This window comes from Brasilonema sennae CENA114, from assembly GCF_006968745.1.
GTDB lineage: Bacteria > Cyanobacteriota > Cyanobacteriia > Cyanobacteriales > Nostocaceae > Brasilonema > Brasilonema sennae.
Genome location: NZ_CP030118.1, coordinates 6,598,881 through 6,616,927, shown reverse-complemented (window position 1 = coordinate 6,616,927; position 18,047 = coordinate 6,598,881). Strand labels below are relative to the sequence as shown.

Below are 18,047 nucleotides of genomic sequence, written 5' to 3'. Positions count from 1 at the left end.
TCTGTTCTAATGCTTACCTAACTCAGCCTACAAATTTATTCAAAGTTTCCAGGCAGGCAAGATGCCTGCCCCACAAGAAAATACAATTAACCCAAAGCCGATCGCAACTCATTTTGCGCTTGTTCCAACGCCAGAGGTAATTTACTCGCATCACGTCCGCCTGCTTGTGCAAGATTCGGTCTTCCGCCGCCGCCACCGCCACAAATTTTGGCGATCGCACCCACAAATTTCCCAGCTTGCAACCCTTTCTTATTCACTTCTGAACTAAAAGCTGCAACTAAGCTGACTTTCCCCTCTTCTGGAACAGAACCCAACACCACTGCACCATTACCAAGTTTTTGCAGCAAGCGTTCAGCTACAGTTTTTAAGGACTCTGGATCAACGCCTTCCATTTTGGCGACGAGAATTTTATAATCGCCGATGGACTCGACTGTTTGCAGCAAACTATCTGATTTGGCGATCGCAAGCTGTGACTTGAGAGTTTCTAATTCCTTCTGGCTGGTTCTGAGTTCATTTTGCAGAGTTGTAATTCTGTCGGGGAGTTCTTCGGGTTTTACCTTGAAGCGATCGCTCAAATCTTTCACGACCTTATCTCGTACATTCAGGTAATCTAGGATTGCAGGACCTGAAACTGCTTCAATTCGCCGCACTCCTGACGCCACCCCAGCTTCAGAGATAATTTTGAAAACACCTATCTCCGCAGTGTTACTGACGTGAGTCCCCCCGCACAATTCCATTGATACACCTTGAAAATCAATGACGCGTACTTCTTCGCCGTATTTTTCCCCGAACATAGCGACAGCACCTCTAGCTTTTGCTTCGGCTAAAGGTAGAATTTCCACTTTGGCAGAATGTGCTTCAGCTATCCAAGAGTTCACCAGTTCCTCAACTTGGTGTATCTCATCTGGTGTTAAAGCACGGGGACAGTTGAAGTCAAACCGTAATCTGTCAAATGACACCAGCGAACCTGCTTGCGAGATGGAGTCATCAACAATTTTCTTCAACGCCGCTTGCAAGAGGTGAGTTGCGGTGTGGTTAGCTTGGAGACGACGACGACAAGCTTGGTCAATTTGGGCGGTAACAGTATCTCCTACTCGGATTGTACCGCGTTCGATGCGTCCGAAGTGAACAAAGAAATCAGATTCTTTTTTCACGTCGTGAATTGTCACGAGGACGCCATCACCGGAGAGATATCCGCGATCGCCAATTTGTCCTCCCGACTCTGCATAAAATGGAGTTTGGTCGAGGACAATTTGCACGTCTGTTCCTGCTTCTGCTTCTTCTTGGGAGACGCCACTTACCAACAACACTTCGACTTTGGATGTCGCCACAGGTTGGGTGTATCCGATAAATTCTGTCGCCTGGATATCTTCTGCCAGCTTGTCCAGAGAACCTTGCACTGTTAAGTCGATTGTTTTGTGTGCTTCCTTGGCGCGTTCTACTTGCTTTTGCATTTCCGTATCAAAACCAGCCTCATCTACGGTGAGGTTGTTTTCAGCAGCAATTTCTTGAGTCAGTTCTAAAGGGAAACCGTAAGTATCGTATAAGGTGAAAGCACTTTCACCACTAATTTGGGTTTCGCCTTTGCTTTGCACCTGTTGGATAATTTCTGTCAGCAGTTCTTCACCACGTTCCAAAGTTTTCAGGAAGCGGGATTCTTCTCGTTGCAGTTCTGCTTTGATGGCGTTTTCTCTTTGCCGGACATTGGGGTAAGCTGATTCGGAGAGGGCGATCGCACTTTCCGCAACTTGGGTAGTAAACTCTCCACCAATCCCAATCAATCTTCCATGACGGACAACCCGACGAATCAGGCGGCGCAGAATATAACCTCGTCCCACATTAGAAGCGCGGATTTCATCGGCTATCATGTGGACGACTGCACGAATATGATCTCCAATCACTTTTAAGGAGACTTTAGTTTTCTCATCAGCTTTGGCGTAGTCTATCCCAGCAATTTCCGCTGCTGTTTTGATAATGGGGAAGATTAAATCAGTTTCGTAGTTGTTGGGAACTCTTTGGAGGATTTGCGCCATCCTCTCCAAACCCATCCCAGTGTCGATGTTTTTGTTCGCCAGTGGTGTTAAGTTTCCTTCAGCATCTCGGTTATATTGCATGAAGACGAGGTTATAAAACTCGATAAACCGGCTGTCATCTTCTAAATCTATGTTGTCATCGCCACGTTCCGGGTGGAAATCATAGTATATCTCTGAACATGGACCACAAGGGCCAGTCGGACCAGAAGCCCAAAAGTTATCATCAGCCCCCATGCGCTTGATTCGTGCTTCCTGAACACCAATTTTATCGCGCCAAATTCCAAAAGCTTCGTCATCTTCCTCAAAGACACTGACAACGAGTTGTTCTGGTGGTAAACCAAAGACTTTTGTGGACAACTCCCAACCCCAAGCTATTGCTTGTTCTTTGAAATAATCTCCAAAGCTGAAGTTTCCCAACATCTCAAAGAACGTGTGATGCCGTTTGGTGCGTCCGACATTTTCGATATCATTGGTGCGGATGCATTTTTGGGAAGTCGTCGCACGTTTGAATTCGCTTGTCCGCTGTCCGAGGAAGATGGGTTTAAATGGTAGCATCCCCGCGATCGTCAGCAGTACGGTTGGATCTTCTGGTACGAGGGAAGCACTCGGGAGAATTTGGTGTCCCCGTTGAGCATAGAAGTCAAGGAATTTTTGGCGAATGTCGTTTCCGCTGAGGTATTGGGGATAATCAGACATGGGTATTTACAAAAATAGTATCAACGAATAAAGTTTGTGAGTTGCGAGTCCTGAAAAATAAATTATAAGTTCGTAAGAAATCTTGAGTCATTTTCTCCTTATTATCTTGATTGAACTCAGCACTCATTAAGTACGTTTATATATTTTTGCATTTTGTTTCAGTTTGCGACCACTAACCTTTGCCAAGAGGGTAGGTTAGGGGTATAAGGGTGTAGGGGTGTAAGGGTGTAAGGGTGTAAGGGTGTAGGGGGAAATCCATCATTTGCCCTGATTCACCAAATCAAGCAGGATTTTTCGTCTTATGCCCTTGCCACTGTAAAACTACTTATCACATGACAGTTTATCAAGTTCGACTCGTCAATTCTGGAATCGGATTGGATCGCACCATTGAAGTCCCAGATGATCAATATATTCTTGATATCGCTCAAGAAGCTGGTATCCGTCTTCCTTCAGGATGCAATCAAGGGGAATGTTCCGCCTGTGTTGCCAAAATCATCAGTGGGGAAGTTGATCAAAGTGAGCAAAAGTTTCTACGTCCGCATGAAGTGGAAGCTGGCTACACAATCACCTGTGTTGCTTATGCTTTATCGGATTGTACTTTAGAAACTCATCAAGAACAAGTTTTGTATAAATCATCGCTTTATTTTAAGTCAAATGCAGCACCATCAGAATAGTTATAAAGGACATTTATCAAAGTCAGTGTAGGGTACGTTAACCAACAGTAATGCACCTTACAAATTTAATATTTTCTTTAGAATTCGCTAACAAGAAATTATTTATTTTATTCATAACACTTAACTCTCAATTATTTTCAAAACTAGCCAAATGGCGTAATAGGATATCTACCTTACTAGAGAGGTTGATACGCATCTGATCATTTCAAGATAGAAGAAGGATGCTAAAAACATCTTCTCTAGTTAGTTTTTAGGTTAGTTTTTAGGAAACAATTTATGCCCCCAACATTACTGCCAACATTTTTAACGACTCTAATAACAGCTTTGAGCTTGCTAATTGTTGATTTAGTTGTTCCTGGTGTCAACATTAGTAACTTTGTATCGGCTTTGGTTGCTGGTTTGCTTATAGGCTTTGTGAATGGTTCAGTTAAGCCAGTTCTATCAGCTCTTTCTTTGCCACTTAACTTAGTAAGCTTGGGAGCATTTTCACTCATTGTTAACGGGATTTGTTTCTCAATAGCTGCCTTTTTAGCTCCTGGGTTCCAAGTTCACGGATTAATAGCTTTTATTCTTGGTCCAGTTGTTCTTTCTTTTGCTGGTACTTTAATTAACAATTACTTTACTGAAAGAAGAATTTTAACTGCCAGTGAAGAAATTAAAGACAAGGCGCAACTACCTTCGAGTTAAATCTCAGCAATGAGTTGTAGAGACGACACCTTGTGATCTCTACTTAAAGCCGAATTCAAATAATTCCTCTGGAGGAGTTATTCTTTCGGTTAATTCAGGAAAATGTAAGTGAAAACAAATTTTGAAAAAGTAGCAGTGATATTATGACGAAACTACTCCGTTTGGTTCTTGGTTTGGTTATTCCTCCTTTAGGTGTTTTCTTGACAGTTGGAATTGGTCCTACTTTGTTGATTAACGTTTTGCTAACGCTTTTAGGTTGGCTTCCTGGTAGTATTCATGCAGTTTGGGTTATTGCTAAGTACGAAGATAAATTGAATGGAGAGCAAGTATACTAAAGTCCAGTAAATTATCCCAGCGACAACAAGTGGCGCTGACACAGAATAAAAACCTGCATCCGCAGGTTTTCAAATACAAAAAAGAGTCCGTAAATACGGACTCTTTTTTGTGATCGCCAAGATCTATTTATTAATCGGTTCTTTATCTTTAATCTTGTCAGCCGCTGTTAAAAGCAACTCTCTTAAGATTTGTCGGATTTGACGTTCTTTTTTGGCGATCGCCGTACCCGCTTCCCCAATCTTCTCATCCAGTTGCGAGCTTTTTTCTTGTACCTGTGTAACCACCGCTTCTGCTTGTGGACGCGCTTCGTTAAACCAGGTTTTGGCGTCGTCTAAATGTCCCTTCACTTCCTCAGAACGTCCACCATAACGTGCAGCTAAGTTAGCTTGGACTATAGCCAACTGTGCTCGTAGTTGAGCATAGCGTTTCTTCAGTAGTGAAAATTCCTCACTATCTTTAATAGCATCGACAGCAGAATTGATCGCGGTTTTTGAACTAGCTGATTTCTCTTTACTCGTGTCTTGAATTTCTGTTAAAATTCCATCTACTTCTCGCTGGATATTCTCTTCTTCTTCATCCAACTTAATTTGTAGCTGTTTAACTTCAGCTTGGGTTTTTGCAATATTTTCATGTCTTTTACTATTAACGGCTTCCAAGGCTCCTTCAATAGATGCCGTCACTTCTTCTTTCAGTTCGCCACCTTTGTCTTGCAAGTTTTCAACAACTGTACTTACAGCATCTTTCACAATAGTACGAAGTTCTGTAGAACCTTCTTTGAATTCAGAAACAACTTGAGAAACTGCGGCTTTGACAATTTCTCGAATGCGTTCTGTTCTGAGTTGTCCGGTTTGTTTAGCTTGTTGCAGGTCGTTTGTAATTTGCTCTTTTATGTTATTAGGCATCTTCAATTCAGGTTGAGATTTAACTTATACAAATTTATCGACATTCTGTCTATCTTTTATGTTGACGCAATATTTTCTCTGGTGGTACATCCGTTAGATAGAAAATAATTAGCTAGGCTTCTCTCAATAGTCCTCTAACTCTGCCCAATTATCTTCTTTATAAGCATCAGAGTTATAACTCTCAGCGATCCAACGTAATATTGGGGCTGTTCTGGGATGAGTATCCCCTACTGCAATTGCATAACTCCGATATGTTTGAGCTAATTGTCTTTCTTGGCTCCACCTTGTGAATTTTGTTACAAACCACATTCCGCACCCTGAAGTGTCACATACTGGAGGCTGTAGACAATGAAGGCACGATAGTACTAGTGCACTAACAAAAAAGAAGTGCGATCACACTTCTATAGCAGTCCTATTTCATTTGTGTGAAAGTGCCTGCGCTCTGCGCTTAAAAACAAAGTACATTTGTAAATTCTTCTTAAGCGTTAAGCGTTAAGCGTTCCCTACCTCAACGAGTAATTTCACAATTCATTTAGGATTGCTATAGAGAGTGAACAAGTATAAACGCAGTGAAAGCAATGATATCTTATCAGTACTGTCTGTGTTGAGAGTATCAACACCTGTGATTTTTTACAAATCATTTAGGATTGCTATAGCTGTTCAAAAATCAAATGAGAATTCTATAGTTAAGCAATAAGTGGAGGACGAAGAGATTCATCAACATAACTCAAAATTCTTGCGGCTCGATTTTCCCAAGAAAACTGCTTCACAAAGTTGATAATATCTTGATAGCCTTCGGCTTTCCTTGGATGAGTTTTTAAAACCTGCGCTATTGCTTCGGCAAATTTGTTAGGACTATCTGGTTCGCACCAAGCAGCGATCGCGTTAGTATTCTTAAACTCTACTAAAGAGGGAATTTCTGTTGCGACAATGGGATTTCCAGAAGTTAAGTAATCAAACAGCTTGAGGGGAGATGTGAATGTTGCAGCTTCTCCGGAACAATGGGGATGAGCTAAGATATCAGCGGCTTGTAGCAAAGATGGTAAATCTTTGTGCAAGAGATATCCCAAGAATGTTATGTTGTTAACTTGCTTTTCTTTTGCTAATTGCTGATAATGTGCAACTTCTTTCTCATCACCACCTGCACAGACAATTTGAAGATTTGGCATGAGTGCAGCAACATCAACGAGGATATCGATACCTTTAAATTTTCTTAATGCTCCTGCATAAACGATTAAATGTGAACGTTCATCTTTGAGAAGTTTTTTGCGCCACTCTGCAATTTTTTCTGGTTGTCTAATCATAAACGAAGAATTATAGCCATTGTGCACCGTAATGACTTTTTCTGGGGGCATCCCATGTTTTATCATGTGTTCTCGGACTGTATCAGTCACTGTAGCAGCCACTTGAAACAGTGGATGATTCACAATTTCTGGCTCAAATTCCTTATCTTCGTAATGGTGATGTTCGTAAATTGCTGGGACACCATTTTTAACTGCTGCTTTGATGAAATTCCAGTTCCAAGCGTGGACAAGTTTGGTAGTCGAAAGGATATGGAATGGAAAATAATATTTTGTGGCGATGGTGTTAGAGTCGGTGAATTTACTATTAATATAATCAATAGGCCAAGGCATGGGTAAGGGAGCAACTTTGAGCTTTTGCTGGATGTTGTAGTATTTGATGAGTGCTTCTGGTGTTTTCCTTGGTTGAAATGGACGAGCTAAATGAATTGGGTTGAAAGCTGCTAATCCTTTGCGAGGATATGCCAAAACTGATGAGTAACCCAAGTTTGCTGCTCCGTTTGCAGCGTTTGTACCTACTATAATATGAGCTTCTGGTTTGGGTATCTCTTCTGTTAAAAAGAAGACGTAGTTTTTCAGAAGAGTCGTATTTTTCATGATTTTAAACTTTAAGGTTATCGTCGAAATGATCTAACTTTTCTAGCAGATGCGTGAGCGCTTGATAAGCTTCCTGGATAAATTTCTGTTGGCTAGGGAGCGTATTTCTCGAATCATTGGCTAGGGAGTTTAGAGAGCTAAGTATAGGATCAAGAGTCATCCGAAACTGATTGCAGATAACTATCAAATTTTGATTGAGGGTGGCGACGTTGTGATTTGGCTGTGCGCCTGATAAAGTCCAGTTCGTTTGTAGGTGCACAATATCTTCAAAAACATCAATGCTGTTGAGAACTTTTAAGCCTGATTTGTAGGATTCTTCTATAAATTTATTTGGCTGTTGAAGATTGTTTTGTCTATCATCAACTAGTAAGCGCAAAGAACCAATCATAGACTGAAGCCGCGTACGAATTTCATGAGAGAGGCGCACTAAGTTTTGCTGGCGTTTGGTAGCTGTTTCCACTTTATCGGCAAATTGCATTGCGTACAAACGCGAGTAGTAACCACCCTTTTGTAAGAGTTCTTCATGGGTTCCCACCTCCACCACACTTCCTTGATCCAAAACAGCAATTTGATCCGCTTTTTGCACTGTGGAAAGGCGGTGAGCAATAACTAATGTTGTGCGATCGCGACTGAGGTTATCTATCGCCTCTTGCACTAAACGTTCGGAAACAGTATCTAAAGCACTCGTGGCTTCATCTAAAATCAAAATTTGTGGATCTTGTAGTAAAGCACGCGCGATCGCCAGGCGTTGTCTTTGTCCCCCAGACAACATGACACCGCGATCGCCAATGATAGTTTTAAATCCCTGCGGCAATTCACTGATAAACTCATAAGCATTTGCCTGCTTTGCTGCTGTGATAATTTCCTCTTTGGTTGCTTCCTGACGTCCGTATGCAATGTTATTCCACACTGAGTCATTAAAAAGGAAAGTATCTTGACTGACAATTCCCATTACCTGTCGTATTGAGAGTAAGTCGAAATCACACAAATCGATGTCATCAATAGTAATACAACCAGATGTCGGATCATAAAATCTGGGTAACAGATCTGCCAATGTTGATTTTCCTGCACCAGAACCGCCTACCAAAGCCAGTGTTGTACCTTGTGCTAAGTATAAATTTACATCTTTGAGTACCTGTTTTTCATGATCAGGATAGGAAAAGCAAACCGACTGAAAACCGACTCCTTTATTTAATTTTGTGTAAACAATTGAACCGTTACTCATTAACGGCTTATTCTCCCAGCTTAAGAACTCAGTAACTACGTCCACACTGGTAGTAGTACTAGCAAAGCTACTGCGAAGAGTATTTAACTGAGAAATAAACGGTAGCAGTCGTAGTAATACCAATAAATATGTTAGTAGTACTGTTGAAAGCGAGACAATTTGGTTTACAAAGAAGGTGCGACTCAAAAAGACAATTAGTATGATAGCTGTCACGCCCATGACTTCACTCAGTGGTGCGATCGCTTCCGAATAAACCTGAGACTTAAAATCAGCTTTTTCGCGAGCGTGAATGAGTTTCCGAATACGTTGATATTCTCTTTGTTCACTACCCGTTGCTTTAACTAGACGAATTCCGTTGAGAGTTTCTAGTATAGCGATCGAATAGGCTCTAGACATATCGCTAAGCTGCTTACCAAACTGTTTGGCACGGCTAATAGCATACTGATTTATTAACGTGACTAAAGACAGCAAAACCGTTGCAGCAATTGTCAATTGCCAGGAAATTGACAGTAGTATCCCGACAAAAACTAGAATTGTAATCCCTAAGATGATTAATTTAATCGTATTACCTACAGCACTGGCTGCACGGCTAATTTCTCCCCCAAGACTGTTGATTATGTCACCAACTTTCGTCTTGGCGTAATAAGATAAATCAATTTGTAGCAATAAAATTAAGCCAGTTTCGCGCATATCCGAAGTGACTTTGCGCGTTAAGGTACTAGATGCTAAAGTGCTAGCGTACGTTGCTATATTTTTTAACAGAATCGTAAAGATAATTGTCCCCGCCATCACTCCTAATAGGTAATTTTCGGGAATATTATCAAACGGAGACATCAGTTTTTTGAGAATAGCAGGAGCACCACTGAAATCCACTTCTTGTCCCACTATTCTTAAAATCACTGGAACAATCAGAGCAGTGCTAACACCATTAAATAAAGCTCCAGAAAACCCTAACAATATCGTCAGGAAAGTCAAAACTGGATATGGTTTCGCAAATCTTATTAGTAGTTTGCTGGTAGACATTGGGGATTTGTCTCACAATTTACTTTTGATTAACAGAATTCATAAATCAATTACAATAAATAATTTTCATCTTTCTGTTTTAGACAAATGCAAATACTCCTCATATCCTATTTTGACCGTCAGTGAAGTCTGATAAACTCACCCCTTGAAAATAATACATTAGAAATACTCATAACCCAGCAATTACCGACTCTAAGGTAGATGCCATAGTCTCAAGGCTATATTTATTTATACATCTTTCTCTTGCCTTGAAACCTCGCTCATTTGCTGACTCTAAATTCTCAAATATAAAATCAATTTGATCTGCAATTTGTTCTGGAGAACCAGGAGCAACCAAATAACCAGTTTCACCTAAAATTTCTGGAATATCTCCAACTCTAGTTGATAATACGGGTTTAGCCATTGCCATTCCATCTGTTAATTTTAAGGGGAATTGGGCACGAGCGATGATTGTATCTCGCTGAGGAACAACCACAATATGAGCAGCTGCTACAACCTCAGGCATAACCTCCACAGGACACTTGGGCAACTTGATAATCCAACGCCCCCATCTTTGAATGAGTTTATCATCATAATCATCATAAGGACTGCCACCAACAATCACTAGTCTTAAATCTGACTGGTTTAACTGATCCAACGCCATCAAGACATCTTCAACACCTTTATGTGGTCGTGGTGCACCTGGAAACATTAAAATACGATAGTCACCAAGATCATAACGAATTCGGCTAGCCTTTGAATCGTACAAACTAGGGTCGAACATAGCAGTATCTTTACCATTAGGCAGATAAATACCGCCAAAACGTTCTTGGAGAAACTGAGTATCTATTGTTACGGCATCAGCCTTTCGTACTAAGTTTTCCATCCATTGTATATAAAGTGGATGATCAGGAAATCTTAATGCACCATCTTTCTTTAAAATATCTCTGGCTAATTGTTTGAGACTAGGACGATACTTCCACTCCATACCTCCATACCAGCTTAATTCCCAGTCATCCATATCCAAAAGCAAAGGACGACGGCTGCTGATTTTTTTCAAAAGAGATAAACCAAAACTCGTAACCTTTGGTTTGACTGCATAAATAATATCTCCATCTATTTTTTCTAAAACTTGCCGACTGTAGCTCAAAAACTCAGGATAGTTTTTTCCAGGAACAGAAACAATCTTGATTCCATTGGGAGGAATTGCATAAAGTTCTTTTCCAAAAAGAAAACCGATAATTTCTACCTCATGGTTAAGCTTTTTAAGAACTTGTGCTAGCAAAAAGGCACGAACACTCCCACCACCGCTTAAGTCACTAACAATTAATGAAAATTTCATAAGTATTATTTTTTATCACTTTCCTTTTGGAAACAGCATGGATATCACTTTATTTGTACGGTTACCGCGATACTTTTCGTAGAGTAGGAAATTTGGGAGGATTTTTCGGATAGTATTGAAAGTCTGCAGTTGCTTTTGATTTTTGAGCGTAATTTGTTTGTTGAGTACGCGAACCGGCATAGGAACTATTTTTAGTAATCTTTCAAAATCGTCTTCCTCTTTCTCCATAATTGCTTCCTCTAAGAAGAATTCCAGACCGATTTGACAAAATTTGTTTAGTTCTGAATAATTTTTGAGAATATTTTCGTAAAAGATAATATAGTAGTTTTTCATATAATTCCAACTATTAGTTCTATTTGACTGATGCTTGGTGTAGTAAGTACCAATCATCGGGGTGTAAACGAAATTCGCACCTGCCATTAAAATAGCGACAGCAAAATATCTATCCCCCAGTGCTTTGAGGTATTCCGGAAATTTTGTCTTAGTCAAGACACTTTTTTTCATCAGCATAGCTTGCTGAAGCGCGGGATGAGGTGTATTTGCCAGGAAGTCAGGAATGAGTAAACGTTGAACGAATTCATCTTTAGTCAATGAGCCAATGACATTTTCCTGAGTGTTGACAATATTTTGGTTTGCATCAAAAAACACCCGTTCATAATCGCAGTAAAAGACTGTGTCGTTATTGGCGTTAACTTGTTCTAAATAGCTGAGGTGAAATCTAGTTTTGTCTTCATGAATCCAATCATCTGCATCTAGACATTGAATCCATTCACCCTGTGCTTTCTCAACGCCAAAATTGCGAGATGAAGGCAGACCACCGTTTTCTTTATAGTAGTATTTTACTCGCTCATCTAAATTCATCAACTGCTCAGCTACCTGACGAGTATTATCCGTAGAGCCATCATCGACAATCAAACATTCAACATCAGAAAAAGTTTGTGATAAGACACTTTTGACTGAGCGTTCAAGGTAACAACCTTGGTTAAAGCAGTTCACAATGATTGAGACTTTAGGTGACATTTATAAATAATTCCTTATTTGTGAAAATCTATTGATAGACTGAAAATCAAGATGTTCATTCATGAATGTCTTTGAAAAATAAATCCTAGCATTAGATTTTTGGCAGGATGACAACATGTTTTAAGTCAAATGACGCCTGTACATCATATTTATTGTTAATATCGCATGAGTTACCCTGAATGTCTCGTTCGCCAAATATTTACATCAAGCAAGCGCGATACGCACATGGGATCAGCTTCCGGGTGATCGCACTTTGCGTTCTCGCTCCCTAACTTCTGGCACAATCATAAGATAAGTCCCCAAAAGAATTGACGCTTCACGATTTATCTGGTCGAGAATTTCCCTTGTCCATTACAACATATAGCTTGTGCAGGTAGTCCAGTCCCTCTGTTTATCGATAGCATTGTTGAGAAATGCCAAACAGCAAATTTTCAGGGAGATACACTAAATGGAAGTTATTCGTCTTGAGGCACTTTCAGATAATTACATTTTTCTGCTGCACGATCCAAAGCAAAATATTGCTGCTGTTGTCGATCCAGCCGAGGCGGAACCAGTTTTGCAGAAACTCAACGAGTTAAAAGCTGAGTTGGTGGCAATTTTTAACACGCACCATCATCAGGATCACATCGGAGGAAACCGCCAACTTATGCAACAATTCCCTAATGTGATAGTTTATGGTGGGGCTGAGGATAAAGGGAGAATACTCGGACAGCAGGTGTTTTTACAGCAAGGTTCGCGCGTTGAATTTGCACACAGAAGCGCTGAGGTTATCTTCGTTCCCGGACATACCCGCGCTCATATCGCCTATTATTTTCCACCAGACAACCCAAGTCAAACGGGTGAGTTATTCTGCGGCGATACCCTGTTTGCTGGTGGTTGTGGTCGCTTATTTGAAGGAACACCAACGCAAATGATTCATTCCCTGAGCAAATTCCGCTCGTTACCTGATTCTACTCGCGTCTGGTGTGCTCACGAATATACTTTGAAAAATCTGCAATTTGCCCTTACCGTAGATGCAGATAATACCGACCTACAAACACGTTATGATCAAGCGAAAACGTCCCGCAGTCATGGAGAAGCAACTGTTCCCTCGCTTTTAGGAATCGAAAAGCTCACAAATCCCTTTTTACGTTGGGATCAGCCAGCATTACAATCAGCTGCTAATAGTCGCGACTCGCTACAAACCTTTACGCGATTGCGAGGAATGAAAGATAGATTTTAAGATAGTCATTAGGAGGCAGTGCTCGACTAGGAATAAATGACTCGGTGCAAAGAAGATTCATTTTTCTTGGCTTCAGAGTTGCGATCGCACCTTCCATTTCGCTATGATTTGTAGGTTTCGGGCTATACGCGAAGCTGCTTGGGATATAGCTGCATCCATATCAACTGTCCTGTTGAAGCCCAAGCAATTAAGATTTTACAGAAAACAAAGAAAAAGAACAACGATGGCGAAACGCATACAATTAGTTTTAACTCAAGATATCATCAAGCTAGGAAAATCTGGCGACTTAGTGGAAGTTGCTCCCGGCTATGCTCGTAACTACTTAATTCCCAAAAGTTTGGCAACTCGTGCTACTCCTAGTATTCTCAAGCAAGTCGAACGTCGCCGCGAAGTTGAACGCCAGCGGCAATTAGAATTGAAACAACAAGCCCAAGAGCAGAAAGCAGCTTTAGAAAAAGTTGATAATTTAAGAATTGCCAAGCAGGTTGGTGAAGCCGAAGCTATTTTCGGTACTGTCACCACCCAAGAAGTGGCAGAGGTTATTCAACAAACCACAGGACTCGAAGTGGATCGGCGTGGTATCACCCTACCCGATATTAGCAAGTTAGGAACTTATGAGGCTGAAATTAAGCTGTATACTGACGTGACAGCAAAAGTCAGCATTCAAGTTGTAGCTAGCTGAAACTTCTAAACCACCCACACTGTAACGTAAGATTCAGTGTGGGCTTCTATTGGTTAGCAAAAACGTTGAATCTATTAATTCTTTAGCAAACTATAGTTCAAAAATTTTCCACTCGTAAAGATTTGACATCCAGCGACTAACAAAGCACAGGATGCGAGAATAGCCAAAATAGATGCTGGCACAAAGGCATTCCCATTAAAAAACATAACTGTAATTCCTAATGCCATCAAAAACCATGCTATATGACGGAATGTTTGACGACAGATAAGGACTACAACCCCTACACTACATGACAGTACACCCGGAATGCGTACAGAAGGAGGAATCTGACTATTCACTGCTAAAATAAAAATTCCTACTACCATTAATACCAAGCCAATGAGCTTAGTCAAAAGCTCCATTCGAGATGGCTTTGTGTTTGCGACGAATTCAACCTGAATCACTGTCGGTGAATGATTCAGCATAGTATTATCAGACTGAGTTGGTATTTCTTGTTCTTGTTTCTGTAGAAAGATAAATGTGATCTTAGCCCCATGACCTAGGTCTATCTTATCTCCAAACTTAAGTGGATAGCGGTTTGTTGGCTCTAGCTTAATATTATTGAGATATGTACCATTGACGCTGCCGAGATCAACGAGATAGTAAGTATTTTTTTCGACATGAATCTCCGCATGAAGTCGAGAAGCAAAATTGGCATCTGGTAAGCCTGCAACATTGATATCAGGCATGGTCTGATCTTTGGGCTTACCAATGCTAATAACAGAAAAATTTTGGGGCAACTCAAGAGGAGTGTCGGTTTGAACATGAAAAAGCTCTAAACTTTGCCCTGTTGTCTGTGATTTGCCGGGGTTTTGCATGCCTTGTCTTTAGGGAGCAGTTTTTCAACTAATGTGAATTATCTTGTTTGGTCGCGAAGATGCGTCAGCTGATAACTCTTGATTTATTGTCTTAATTTTAATACTTACTATGATTACTTATATTGTCTGTACTATATTATATGCCCTGATGAATACTCTGCCGTCTTGTAAACGGTAGATCATAACAATTTCTTAAGTAACCATAACGCAAAACGGGAAGGATTTACACTTGAGCGCACCACATCCAGGAAGTTTAATCTGGCAAAAATCCCTGGCTTAGGCGGTTGCAGTGTTAATCTCAAAGGTAAGCCTGCTTGCTGACGAATTGTGCGTATCGCAATCTAAAACAGGTGATAACCAACTCTTTCGCTAAGTCATTCAACGAATCTCAAGTCGTCGGATATTTCCACAATACCTTTATACCCATCAATCCGCACTTTCTGACCATCTTGTAATAATGACATAGCATCTGTCACATCCATAATGGCAGGAATACCATACTCGCGAGCGATGATTGCCCCGTGAGAAAGTCGTCCACCCGCTTCAGCAATCAATCCTCCAGCCCTAACGAGTAGAGGTGCCCAACCGGAATCTGTATAAGGTACGACTAGGATGACGTCTCGGTCAATATCTCCAACACTCTGTAAATTCCGCAACACCTTTACCCGTCCTTCTGCTTGTCCAGGGCTGGCAGGAATACCTTGTAAAACATGATTTGGGGAAGGAATTCCTGTTTTTAAAGGGAATGCGGGAGGATTATTGCCGTAAACTAAAACAGGTACTGCATTTCGCTGATTATCTTGTGCTAGTTGTGTGCGCCTCAATTCTACTAAATCCTGCAACTGTTGGACAAAAGCAGGTTCAAAACTTTCAACAAGACGCCGTACTTCCTCAAGTTCTAAGAAAAAGATATCTCCTGGTTGTTTGAGTAAGCCCGACTTTAACCAAACCTGTTCCAAAGCTACAAAACACCAGCGCAACTGCGCTAAAAGTCGAGAATAAACCTCTGTGACTCGCCCTTTAAGATGCACACGCTTTTGGACAAACCTTCTGTTCTTCTTCCTTTGACGCTTTTGGTGTTTTAGCGGTTCATTTGTCTGCATCAATTGTACAAACAACTGCTTAACCGCCTCTGATTCTTCTTTCCAGGTGGGAACAGCAATATCAGTTCCTACTTCGCTCAAATAACCGTAATGCTCAAGCAATTTGTCGAACTTGTTTAGAATTTCTTGCCCTTCGGGAGTTCGTCTTAACTGCTCAAACACCGTTACTGGGTTAAACTCAGGTAAGATCTGCCGAGCTGTTGTGGCTAAATCTTGAATCGCTCGCAACGCCGCTACTTCTGGCGTCCGACTATTATCAATATCCCCATCCTTTACCCGAAAGATAGCTTGTCGCAACGCCGCACTCAACGGAGCTAATATACTGTAGTATGTTGCACCACGAAGTAACTCCAGAATTAAGTTAATTCTTGTCCACAGCCTTGCTGGCTCAAGGTTTTCTACGGGTTCTGAGGCTAACTCAGACAAAGCCGGAACAAACTGCTTGCGATTATCCCTGTTGAAATCCAGTGTGAGAGAAAACTCCCGCAACAGCAAACCCACTAAACCAGGAAAATTCCGCAATGTGGTTTCTATAGGAGGCTGACTCATTTTTGCTCCCCTAGTTAAAAACTCCAAGCTTTCAGGGGGTAAGCCCATGCGGCGGAAAATTTCTCCTAGTAGGGTGGCATTAAAGTAGGATCTTGAATAATGGAGTGTAGCTGTTTGGTTAAAATCCAACCCGACAGAGCCTTTACCCAATACCAAAGCAAAAATTTCTCCCCAAACACCACAAGTCAAAGGACGATTGATCGACCAAGTTAATGGGCGAATCAGTCCAGGAATCACCTCTGCAGCAATTTTGCGCGTCCATATCGGCAGTAAGGTGGTTATGGGTCGAGTTTGCAATGTCCAAAGAGTTTGACCATCGTATGTCCACTCAATATCTTGAGGAATACCGTGGTAATGTTCTTCCAGATGTCGAGATAGATATGCGACTTGCTTGATTAATGTTGGTGGTATATTCCCCTCACCTTCTAATTGAATAGAAGTGAAATTATCTGTCTCAACCACATAAGCGCGATACTGTTCGGGCGTTACTCGTCCGGAAACGACACCAGTAGCGTTTCCTGGCAAAGCTTCAATGATGATCGCATCTCCTTGCTTGGTAATGGGATCACGAGTAAAAGCGACACCAGAATAGACACCTTGGACTTGTTGTTGAATCAGCACCGCCATTGCTGCATCAGTAATGCTGCTTTCGCCCGTATGTTGCCCGAAGTCTTTCTGGGATTTTGCTGCGTTTGTTTGGAATGGAGAATCCTGTTTTGAAACAACAGGCTTGGTAACAGTGCGATCGCGTCGATACTGTATTGCCCGTTCACTATTGTATGACGCTCGACACTGGGCGATCGCATCTCGCAATTCCTGTTTACTCGTGACATTCAAAACCGTTTCATACTGTCCTGCGCCAGAGGCTAGTTCTGTATCTTCTCCTATGGCTGAGGAACGTACCACAAACGGTAAAACTGGTGAAGGTTGAAGCGTTTCTATCAACTGTTCCGGATTCTGGTACGGACCAATGATCCATCCTTTTGGGACTGGATAACCCCATCGTTTGACTTCGGCTAATCGAGCTGCCTTTTGTCCAACTAAAGCCGCCTCTAACTCGTCATCTAAAGTGAGAATGCTTTGATTCCCACGAAAAAATTTAAACGCTGCTTGTGAGTCGCTTTGTGCTTCTTCAACAGGAAGATTCAAGTCGTCAGGAATTTGTTTGTAAATCCAGGCAAGTAACCCCGCAAGAGCTGCCGCAGCCAAGATTCTTGCTGGGGTTTCTGGATGCAGGACGGCTACAATTGCAGGCAATAGAACTAAAACCCCAAATTTTGCCAAAAGCCTTGAGCGCACAATAGTAAAGCTGACGCCAGCAAGTAAGAAAACAAAGACTGCCGCAAGTGGATCATGTACGCCAAATCCCCACACAGCGTTAGTCGTGCCAGCTCCTTTACCCGCCAAGAATCTACCCAATACTAAGCCCATCAGAGCAATCAATTCCCAAGCTGAACCCTCTCCAAAGAAAATACGAGCCAGCAAGACTGCGGCAATACCCTTGATCGCTTCCGAAAAAACAGCCAGAATTCCAACCAGTGTACCGCCGTGGTAAAAAGCAGATGAAACACTAATATTGCCTGTACCAATTTGTGCTAACTGCCGCCCTGTTGTAGCTTGAGTGAGCCAAGCTATGATTGGTAGCGCACCTAACACAGGGCAGACAATGAAAACGACTACAAAACCCCAAAGTTCTAACATTTTTGCTTTTGGATTTTAGATGTATTTTTAACCTAAAATCTCAAACCTTAAATTTAATAATTATTTTTCTTCGTCATTACACCATAAAGGTAGACACGGGAGTTGTGACGCAAATCGT

14 protein-coding genes are annotated in these 18,047 nt (G+C 41.4%); 5 read left to right on the top strand and 9 right to left on the bottom strand.

All coding sequences use genetic code 11. The features are described from left to right. Positions 1 to 86: 86 nt before the first annotated feature. The gene (alaS, locus tag DP114_RS27575) at positions 87 to 2,729 is read right to left on the bottom strand and encodes an alanine--tRNA ligase (protein ID WP_171977639.1); all 2,643 of its coding nucleotides are present in this window, start codon (positions 2,727 to 2,729) and stop codon (positions 87 to 89) included. A gap of 332 nt (positions 2,730 to 3,061) precedes the next feature. Here alaS and DP114_RS27570 point away from each other — a divergent pair, with 332 nt between their 5' ends. The 3 genes from DP114_RS27570 to DP114_RS27560 all read left to right on the top strand — a co-directional run bounded on the left by DP114_RS27570 (position 3,062) and on the right by DP114_RS27560 (position 4,425). Then, positions 3,062 to 3,403, top strand: a complete 342-nt coding sequence (locus DP114_RS27570; RefSeq protein ID WP_169268763.1) for a 2Fe-2S iron-sulfur cluster-binding protein — start codon at positions 3,062 to 3,064, stop codon at positions 3,401 to 3,403. Positions 3,404 to 3,679: 276 nt separating this feature from the next. Further along, entirely contained in the window at positions 3,680 to 4,090 is a 411-nt protein-coding gene (locus DP114_RS27565; RefSeq protein ID WP_169268764.1) for a phage holin family protein, read from the top strand. 143 nt (positions 4,091 to 4,233) lie between these two features. Beyond that, positions 4,234 to 4,425, top strand: a complete 192-nt coding sequence (locus DP114_RS27560) for a YqaE/Pmp3 family membrane protein (protein ID WP_169268765.1) — start codon at positions 4,234 to 4,236, stop codon at positions 4,423 to 4,425. Positions 4,426 to 4,548: 123 nt separating this feature from the next. Here DP114_RS27560 and DP114_RS27555 read toward each other — a convergent pair whose 3' ends face one another. The 6 genes from DP114_RS27555 to DP114_RS27530 all read right to left on the bottom strand — a co-directional run bounded on the left by DP114_RS27555 (position 4,549) and on the right by DP114_RS27530 (position 11,815). Further along, positions 4,549 to 5,328, bottom strand: a complete 780-nt coding sequence (locus DP114_RS27555) for a histidine kinase (RefSeq protein ID WP_169268766.1) — start codon at positions 5,326 to 5,328, stop codon at positions 4,549 to 4,551. A 123-nt stretch (positions 5,329 to 5,451) separates the two neighbouring features. Next, positions 5,452 to 5,637, bottom strand: coding sequence for a hypothetical protein (locus DP114_RS27550; RefSeq protein ID WP_169268767.1), 186 nt, complete (start codon positions 5,635 to 5,637; stop codon positions 5,452 to 5,454). Between the two features lie 377 nt (positions 5,638 to 6,014). Beyond that, a complete protein-coding gene (locus DP114_RS27545; RefSeq protein ID WP_171977638.1) occupies positions 6,015 to 7,226 on the bottom strand; it encodes a glycosyltransferase family 4 protein in 1,212 nt (403 codons plus the stop codon). A 4-nt stretch (positions 7,227 to 7,230) separates the two neighbouring features. Then, complete coding sequence (locus DP114_RS27540; RefSeq protein WP_171977637.1) at positions 7,231 to 9,474, bottom strand: ABC transporter ATP-binding protein; 2,244 nt, start codon at positions 9,472 to 9,474, stop codon at positions 7,231 to 7,233. A 169-nt stretch (positions 9,475 to 9,643) separates the two neighbouring features. Beyond that, positions 9,644 to 10,795, bottom strand: a complete 1,152-nt coding sequence (locus DP114_RS27535) for a glycosyltransferase family 4 protein (protein WP_171977636.1) — start codon at positions 10,793 to 10,795, stop codon at positions 9,644 to 9,646. 15 nt (positions 10,796 to 10,810) lie between these two features. Beyond that, complete coding sequence (locus tag DP114_RS27530) at positions 10,811 to 11,815, bottom strand: glycosyltransferase family 2 protein (RefSeq protein WP_169267812.1); 1,005 nt, start codon at positions 11,813 to 11,815, stop codon at positions 10,811 to 10,813. A gap of 448 nt (positions 11,816 to 12,263) precedes the next feature. Here DP114_RS27530 and gloB point away from each other — a divergent pair, with 448 nt between their 5' ends. Next, positions 12,264 to 13,037 (top strand): hydroxyacylglutathione hydrolase, encoded by a 774-nt coding sequence (gloB, locus tag DP114_RS27525; protein WP_169267813.1) that lies wholly within the window; start codon positions 12,264 to 12,266, stop codon positions 13,035 to 13,037. 223 nt (positions 13,038 to 13,260) lie between these two features. Next, positions 13,261 to 13,719 carry a 50S ribosomal protein L9 gene (gene rplI / locus DP114_RS27520; RefSeq protein ID WP_169267814.1) on the top strand — a complete coding sequence of 153 codons (459 nt, stop codon included), beginning with the start codon at positions 13,261 to 13,263 and terminating at the stop codon, positions 13,717 to 13,719. 74 nt (positions 13,720 to 13,793) lie between these two features. On the opposite strand, the gene DP114_RS27515 is transcribed toward rplI, so the two are convergent. After that, positions 13,794 to 14,576 (bottom strand): FHA domain-containing protein, encoded by a 783-nt coding sequence (locus DP114_RS27515; RefSeq protein WP_169267815.1) that lies wholly within the window; start codon positions 14,574 to 14,576, stop codon positions 13,794 to 13,796. Between the two features lie 374 nt (positions 14,577 to 14,950). Continuing rightward, complete coding sequence (locus tag DP114_RS27510; protein WP_169267816.1) at positions 14,951 to 17,929, bottom strand: glycerol-3-phosphate acyltransferase; 2,979 nt, start codon at positions 17,927 to 17,929, stop codon at positions 14,951 to 14,953. Positions 17,930 to 18,047 lie beyond the last annotated feature (118 nt).

Coding starts and splice junctions, on each gene's coding strand:
- alaS (WP_171977639.1), bottom strand. CDS start 2,729: ATGTCTGATTATCCCCAATACCTCAGCGGAAACGACATTCGCCAAAAA.
- DP114_RS27570 (WP_169268763.1), top strand. CDS start 3,062: ATGACAGTTTATCAAGTTCGACTCGTCAATTCTGGAATCGGATTGGAT.
- DP114_RS27565 (WP_169268764.1), top strand. CDS start 3,680: ATGCCCCCAACATTACTGCCAACATTTTTAACGACTCTAATAACAGCT.
- DP114_RS27560 (WP_169268765.1), top strand. CDS start 4,234: ATGACGAAACTACTCCGTTTGGTTCTTGGTTTGGTTATTCCTCCTTTA.
- DP114_RS27555 (WP_169268766.1), bottom strand. CDS start 5,328: ATGCCTAATAACATAAAAGAGCAAATTACAAACGACCTGCAACAAGCT.
- DP114_RS27550 (WP_169268767.1), bottom strand. CDS start 5,637: ATGTGGTTTGTAACAAAATTCACAAGGTGGAGCCAAGAAAGACAATTA.
- DP114_RS27545 (WP_171977638.1), bottom strand. CDS start 7,226: ATGAAAAATACGACTCTTCTGAAAAACTACGTCTTCTTTTTAACAGAA.
- DP114_RS27540 (WP_171977637.1), bottom strand. CDS start 9,474: ATGTCTACCAGCAAACTACTAATAAGATTTGCGAAACCATATCCAGTT.
- DP114_RS27535 (WP_171977636.1), bottom strand. CDS start 10,795: ATGAAATTTTCATTAATTGTTAGTGACTTAAGCGGTGGTGGGAGTGTT.
- DP114_RS27530 (WP_169267812.1), bottom strand. CDS start 11,815: ATGTCACCTAAAGTCTCAATCATTGTGAACTGCTTTAACCAAGGTTGT.
- gloB (WP_169267813.1), top strand. CDS start 12,264: ATGGAAGTTATTCGTCTTGAGGCACTTTCAGATAATTACATTTTTCTG.
- rplI (WP_169267814.1), top strand. CDS start 13,261: ATGGCGAAACGCATACAATTAGTTTTAACTCAAGATATCATCAAGCTA.
- DP114_RS27515 (WP_169267815.1), bottom strand. CDS start 14,576: ATGCAAAACCCCGGCAAATCACAGACAACAGGGCAAAGTTTAGAGCTT.
- DP114_RS27510 (WP_169267816.1), bottom strand. CDS start 17,929: ATGTTAGAACTTTGGGGTTTTGTAGTCGTTTTCATTGTCTGCCCTGTG.